Genomic DNA, 6,762 nt, shown 5'->3' with positions numbered 1-6,762 from the left:
ACAAAGCTGCTAAAAAAGTGTTAGGGACAGAGGGTTTTTGTTGATTGGGTTGCCGTTGGCGTTGTTAGGACGAAGTTCTTTGTAAGGTGCTTTGGGCTGAGGTTAACCACAATGTTGCGACTGTACGGGATCCCAACCTCCGGAAATTGCTACAAAGTGGAATTGCTCCTCAAGCAATTGGGGATCCCCTATGAGACGGTTGAAGTCAACTCCAGGGCCGGAGAAAACCGCCGCCCCGAGTACCTGGCCAAGAACCCCCTGGGCCAGATCCCGGCTTTGGAACTGGAAGATGGAACGGTCTTGGCGGAGTCCGCCGCGATCTTGGTTTACCTGGCAGAAGACACCCCCCTCTACGGCCAAAACAAGTTGGAACGGGCCGAGATTTTGAAGTGGTTGCTTTTTGAACAAACCCGCATTGCCCGCTACATCGCCACCACTCGCTTCTGGGTGCGGGCCGGCCAAGCAGAGGCCCATGCTGACGCGATCGCCCAGAACTTGAAATCTGGAACAGAGGCCTTGGAGATCATGGAAGGCCACCTGCAGGGGAAAGCATTTTTTGTGGGCAACCGCTACACCATCGCCGATCTCGCCCTTTTCACATACACCCATGTGGCGGAGCAGGGTGGGTTTGACCTTAAGCCCTTTCCCCAGATCCGAGCCTGGTGTCAGCGGGTGAAAGAAACCGACCGCTTCTTCCCCCTACCCGGAGCATGAAACATTTTCTCCTAATTGCTGGCTCCCTCCATGCCCTCTAGCAACTGGCCCAGATACCAAATCTCGACCTCGCTGGCCACATCTCCCTCAGCCAAGAAGGGCGTGCCATCTTGAAAGTTGAGCGGCCCCTTGAAGAGCTGAATGCTGCCATTCCCCAAGCCGGCGATGAACTCCTCCAACTTAGCCCTATCTTCTGGCTCCAGGGCTTCTCCCATGATGAACCCTGCCGAAGACGTGTCCGGGTTGTTGATATCCGACCAGTCGATGGGCGGACGCAGGAATTGGCTCTCGAAGGTGCCCGCGCGAGCTGCCTCGATCAATTGCTTGTATCCTGGCCCCCAGTTGTAGTAAGAAACCCCCAGGCAAATTTCGGGCGCGAAGTTGCAACCGCTGGCCAGGCCGTAGTGGGTGTAGCGCACTCGCTTTCCGGCCTCAGCAGCCCGCTTGCCTTGTACCGCCGCCTCCGGTGTATCCAACCCTGACATCACCACATCAAAGCCGCCGTTGTAAAAGTCATCGGCAACCTTGCTCGGATCCAAAGTAACCCCTGGAATGTTGAACCAGAAGCCAATCCAGGTCACCCGGAACTGCAACTCTTCAGGACGATCTCGGTAAGTTTCCCAGCAGTATTTGGCCCCCAAGTAAGCAGCAGCAGCGTAACGGCGGGTTTCATCGTTGATCAGAGGCCCCAACAGGCCAATTTTGCCGGTTTCGGAGCCCAGGGCTGCAGCACAGCCAGCCACCATGCGCATCGCTTCCATCTGGGGCATGATGTTGGCCAAGTTGGGCAGATCGATGTAATTTTTCCCTTCCTTCCAGGCCATGTCCCCAGAAGCATGGATAACTGCGATCTCAGGATGCTTGCGGGCCGTTTCAATCGCGTCGTCTTTGTGGTCATCGGAAGTAAAGATGATAACCTTGGCCCCTCGGGCGATCATGTCATCCGCCACCTGGGAGGCGCGCACATTGGGCCGATCCGCCGGGTTCACCTTGTCCAGGTAGTCAAACTCGACACCGGGCAACTTGGCCTTGACGTATTCGCTGCCCTCCACATGCGCCTGGCTCCAGCCGCCATCCTGCATCGGCCCCACCAGCACCATGCCCACTTTGAAGGTCTCTTGCGCCGTTGTGGGGGTGGATCCCAGTAGAGCGGCGACTGCCAGGCCAATAGCCCAGCCTCTCGAGGGAGAAAAAGCGCGGGTAAGATTCCAGTTCACAGGCAGCTCCAACAGAACAGGGATCCAAAGCCGGAAGACTACATCCATCATCGGGATCCCGCTGCAGATCGCTGTATCTGAGAATACAAAAAGGCGCTTGGCAAACGACGTGGAAGCCAGCGGGGGCTCAGGGAGAAATTTATCGTTCCTTCAGTTCCCGCTGAATCTCCCGCTGGGTTTGCCGCTCTTTGATTGCCTGCCGCTTGTCGTGGAGCTTTTTGCCGCGGGCCACGCCCAGATGGGCTTTGATCCAGCCGCGGTTGAGCACCAGCTTGAGGGGAACCACGGTCAGGCCCTTTTGTTCCACCAAGCCCCGTAGGCGGTCGATCTCGCGGCGGTGCAGCAGCAACTTGCGGCGGCGGGTAGGGTCGTGGTTAAACACTTTGCTGGCGGTGTCATGGGGGGAGATGTGCAGATTGTGCAGCCATGCTTCCCCATCCCGAAAGAGGGCAAAAGCGTCTTGCAGGTTGGCTTTGCCCGCTCGTATCGATTTCACCTCTGTGCCGGTCAGTTGGATCCCGGCCTCATAGGTCTCCAAGATGTCGTACTCGAAGCGGGCGCGACGGTTGTCAACCAGGGTTTTGACGTTGGGATCCACAGCCATAGGCTTTCAGTAGACCAGAGGGCCTAACGAGAGGTCAGGGATCTCTCCAATTTTCGCACCGCCCGCCCAACCAAGCGCTCGGATTTGCCGCGCCAGAGAAAGCGAATGGGGGTACCGGTAAAGTCCAGGTTTTGCCGGAAGTGCTTTTCCAGGAAGCGGCGGTAGTTATCCTTAAACAAATCGGGATCGTTGACAAATAGAACAAAGGTTGGGGGCCGATCCGCCACCTGGGTGCCGTAGTAAATTCTGCCCTGCTTGCCCTGGCGGTTGGTGGGGGGCGATTGCCAGGCAAGAGCATCCTGGAGCACTTCGTTGACCACAGCGGTGGGAACCCGTTTGCGGTGGGCGGCCACCACGGTATTCACCTGCTCAAAGATTTTGTGGGTGCGTTGCCCGGTGAGGGCGCTGACAAACAGGAGCGGCGCCCATTCGATAAAGTAAAGCCTGTCGCGAATCTCGCGGGTGAACTCGTTGATGGTGTGGGTATCTTTGTTTTCTACTGCATCCCACTTGTTGACGACGACAACGCAGGCGCGGCCCTCTTCTTCGATGCGCCCGGCCAGCCTCTGATCCTGTTCGGTAACCCCCTCCAAAGCATCGATCACCAGCAGCACTGCATCCGAGCGCTGGATGGCCTTGAAGGCCCGGTTGATGCTGAAGAACTCAATGCCGTACTGCACGCGGTTTTTTTTGCGGATGCCGGCGGTATCGATGAGGCGATAGGGCTGCCCTTCCCAGGTGACCACGGTGTCGATGGCATCGCGGGTGGTGCCGGAAATGGGGCTGACGATGGCCCGCTCGGATCCCACCAGGCGGTTGAGCAGGCTGGATTTGCCGACGTTGGGCCGTCCCACAATCGAGACGGCGATGGGATCTGGCTCGCCTGCGGCTTCTGCGGTCACTTCGGGCAAGTGAGCCAGCACCGCCTCCAACAGCTCGGCTACCCCATTGCCATGGATGCCGGAACAGGGGATCGGATCCCCCAGCCCCAGCTCCCAAAAGGCTGCTGCCTGAGCCAGGCCCATTTGCCCCGACTCGCACTTGTTTACGGCCACCACCACCGGCAGGGGTTGTTTGCGCAGCCAATCGGCCACTTCTACATCGGCGGGTGTCAGTCCTTCTCGGCCATCCACTACGAAGATCACGGCTTGGGCCTCGGCCATGGCTGCCATTGCTTGCTGGCGAATGTGGGGTAAAAATTCGCTGTCATCCCCAAAAACCAGGCCGCCGGTATCCACCACCCGCAAGCGGCGCCCGTTCCATTCCACCTCCTGGTACAGACGATCCCGGGTCACGCCGGGCTCATCATGCACAATGGCCGAACGCACCCCCGCCATGCGGTTGACGAGGGTAGATTTGCCCACGTTGGGGCGACCCACAACAGCCACAAGAGGTAGGGGCACTGTTGGCTCGTCGATAACTTGGGATATCTATCCTAGCTGTTCGGGATCCCGGATGCCCAAACCCGCCGATCTCGATCATTGCTTTGGATGCAGGTCTGGCGGTAAGTTAGGTACCTATCCTCCCATCAGGCACCGGCTGTGCCCCTTCCCCATTCTTGCCATGAACCGCGCTCTCGTTCCCGCCCAGCGGCTGAACAAGCTGCCCGCCTATGTCTTCGCCCGCTTGGATGAGCTGAAGGCCCGCGCCCGCCAGCAGGGGTTGGATTTGATCGATCTGGGCATGGGCAATCCCGATGGCCCCACCCCACAGCCGGTGGTGGAGGCGGCGCAGGCGGCCATTGCGGATCCCGCCCACCACGGCTACCCGCCCTTTGAGGGCACGGCCAGCTTCCGCCAGGCGATCACGGATTGGTACTGGCGCCGCTACGGGGTGGAGCTGGATCCCAATGGAGAGGCGCTGCCTTTGCTGGGATCCAAAGAGGGGCTGACCCACCTGGCTCTGGCCTATGTGGATCCCGGAGATCTGGTGTTGGTGCCCAGCCCTGCCTATCCAGCCCATTTTCGCGGCCCCATGATTGCCGGCGGGCAGATCTACCCGATGATGCTGCGCCCGCAGAAGGGGTGGTTGATCGATCTGCAAGAAATACCGCCGGAAGTGGCCCAGCAAGCGCGGGTGCTCTACTTTAACTACCCCAACAACCCGACGGCGGCAGTTGCGCCCCGCTCTTTTTTTGAGGAGGTGGTGGAGTTTGCCCGCCGCTACGATCTCATCCTGGTGCACGACCTGTGCTATGCCGAGCTGGCTTTTGACGGCTACCGGCCCACCAGCCTGCTGCAGATCCCAGGCGCCAAGGACTTGGCGGTGGAGTTCCATACCCTTTCCAAAACCTACAACATGGCCGGTTGGCGGGTGGGATTTGTGGTGGGCAATCGCCAGATCATCCAGAGCTTGCGCACCCTGAAAACCAATCTCGACTACGGCATTTTTGCCGCCATCCAAAAGGCCGCCGAAACTGCCCTGCGCCTGCCGGATAGCTATCTGGAGCAGGTGCAAGAACGCTACCGCTGCCGTCGCGACTATTTGATTGGCCGCTTGGCGGAACTGGGCTGGCGGATCGAGCCGCCACGGGCGACGATGTATCTCTGGATCCCTACCCCCCGCGCTGCCGACGGCACCCCTGAGGGATCGACGGAGTTTGCCCTGCGGGTGCTGGAATCTACAGGCGTGGTCGTAACCCCCGGCAGCGCTTTTGGAGAGGGAGGAGAGGGCTACGTGCGGATTAGCCTAATTGCCGATTGCGAGCGCATAGGTCAGGCTATCGATCGCTGGGCGGAAGCTGGGATCCGCTACTGCTGAGCCTCAGTCTTGCGGGAGTTGGTACTGCTCCACAATCCGCCGGGCAAAGGGGGGCACGTGCTGCTCCAACTTCTGGGGATAGTGGCGGCGCACGTAGAGGTAGTTGCGGGTGAAGTGGGAATCGATGGAGAAGCGGGCATATTCCAAACCGCGTGGCCCAAACCGCTCGATCACCGCCCCCATGATCTGGGCCAACCACATCGGTAGGGTCAGGGCTTGATCGTAGGCTGGGATCCCCTGTTGCACTGCCGCCCGCCGGGATCCCTGGGAGATCACCGGTTGGGTTTCCAGCTCCTCCCAGACTAAGTCCAACAGCTCTTGCCCCCGCTGATTGCGCACCAGCAGCCACTGCCAGCCCAAGGGGGATCCCATGTAGCCCACCACCAGATCTGCCAGAGCATTCACATAGTCAAAACAACTGAGGCAGGAGGGGGCAAACACGTCCTTGAGTTCTTTGGTCTTGAGGCCGAAGAAGGGCACCTTTTCCACCGAGCCATCTTCGTGTTTGAAGTGGATGTGGAAGTCTTGCATAAACTCGTAGTGCACCACCGTCTGTGGGGAGCGGCTGGTGGTTTCTAGAAACTTTTGCAGCCCGGCACGGCTGACATTGTCCACACAGGGCGTGCCCAACACGTACAGCTTCTCCAGGCCCAGTTTTTTTTCCACCGCCCGCAAAGCCTGAATTTGGCAGCCCACCCCGATCACCAATAGGCGCTTGAGGCCGCTTTGCTCCACCTGCTCCAACACAGACAAGTTGGGAGAAAGAGTTGGCTTGTTAACTCGCGCCGCCCAGACCGCTTCGGGGGTACGAGCCAGGATGGGCCGTGGCTGAAAGCGATCCCGCTCATCCGCCTGCACGCACACCACCCCTTCCACCAAGCCAGTGGTGAGGGCCTTCATGCCAATGCTGCTGACAATGCCCGTCCACTGGGCCCCCGGGATCGGATCCCGCTTGCGGGCTGTGTACATCGCCTCGTAGACACCGAAATAATCGGTATCAGTGACGGCAAGGGATCCTGAGCGCAGCGATTCCCGGGATCGCCCGTGGGTCTGTTCTTCCAACTGGGTCAGTTGCTGGTCCAAGAAGGCACAGGCTTCTTTGACGTGGGCCACGTAGCGGGTATCGCAGAGGCCGCACTGGCTGCACAGCTCTTTGGCCGGATAGCGGCCGGAACGGATGGGCCGGGCTGGACGCGGTGAACGGGATCCCATGATTTCTAGTGTTTGCGTAAGCGGAATGGAGTCCAATGGATCTTTTGAGCTTTGCTATTTAAGCTTTCTTTGAGATCTAAAGACACAGGCACCTCAGGCGTTCGCAGCAACGGCAACCAAGGTGCTCTCTTCAGTTTGCGGCCAAAACGGCAGATAGCGGCAAAGAACTTCGAGGGATCCCTGCTAAAGGAGCGCAAAATTTCAGCTAGAAATCGCAGGAGCCCCGCACTGTACCCGTAGGGTCAGTGTCGGGAG

Annotated in this window: 6 protein-coding genes; 2 read left to right on the top strand and 4 right to left on the bottom strand. The window is 59.3% G+C overall.

Annotated elements, in window-relative coordinates; genetic code table 11:
* Positions 1-111: 111 nt before the first annotated feature.
* Positions 112-714, top strand: a complete 603-nt coding sequence (locus tag NW829_RS11340) for a glutathione S-transferase family protein (protein WP_414328838.1) — start codon at positions 112-114, stop codon at positions 712-714.
* 11 nt (positions 715-725) lie between these two features.
* On the opposite strand, the gene NW829_RS11335 is transcribed toward NW829_RS11340, so the two are convergent.
* The 3 genes from NW829_RS11335 to der all read right to left on the bottom strand — a co-directional run bounded on the left by NW829_RS11335 (position 726) and on the right by der (position 3,938).
* Positions 726-1,979 (bottom strand): BMP family lipoprotein, encoded by a 1,254-nt coding sequence (locus NW829_RS11335; protein ID WP_414417117.1) that lies wholly within the window; start codon positions 1,977-1,979, stop codon positions 726-728.
* A 91-nt stretch (positions 1,980-2,070) separates the two neighbouring features.
* Positions 2,071-2,535, bottom strand: coding sequence for an SsrA-binding protein SmpB (smpB, locus tag NW829_RS11330; RefSeq protein WP_011432891.1), 465 nt, complete (start codon positions 2,533-2,535; stop codon positions 2,071-2,073).
* A gap of 23 nt (positions 2,536-2,558) precedes the next feature.
* Entirely contained in the window at positions 2,559-3,938 is a 1,380-nt protein-coding gene (gene der / locus NW829_RS11325) for a ribosome biogenesis GTPase Der (RefSeq protein ID WP_414412551.1), read from the bottom strand.
* Positions 3,939-4,098: 160 nt separating this feature from the next.
* Here der and NW829_RS11320 point away from each other — a divergent pair, with 160 nt between their 5' ends.
* Positions 4,099-5,295: an aspartate aminotransferase gene (locus NW829_RS11320; RefSeq protein ID WP_414412552.1), complete on the top strand. Its 1,197-nt coding sequence runs from the start codon at positions 4,099-4,101 to the stop codon at positions 5,293-5,295.
* A gap of 3 nt (positions 5,296-5,298) precedes the next feature.
* Here the strand turns inward: NW829_RS11320 and NW829_RS11315 are convergent, their stop codons facing one another.
* Positions 5,299-6,507: a Coenzyme F420 hydrogenase/dehydrogenase, beta subunit C-terminal domain gene (locus tag NW829_RS11315; protein ID WP_414412553.1), complete on the bottom strand. Its 1,209-nt coding sequence runs from the start codon at positions 6,505-6,507 to the stop codon at positions 5,299-5,301.
* Positions 6,508-6,762 lie beyond the last annotated feature (255 nt).

The sequence above is a fragment of the Synechococcus sp. R55.8 genome (assembly GCF_047461895.1).
In the GTDB taxonomy this organism is placed as follows: Bacteria; Cyanobacteriota; Cyanobacteriia; order Thermostichales; family Thermostichaceae; genus Thermostichus.
This window is presented reverse-complemented; position numbering and strand designations above follow the sequence as displayed.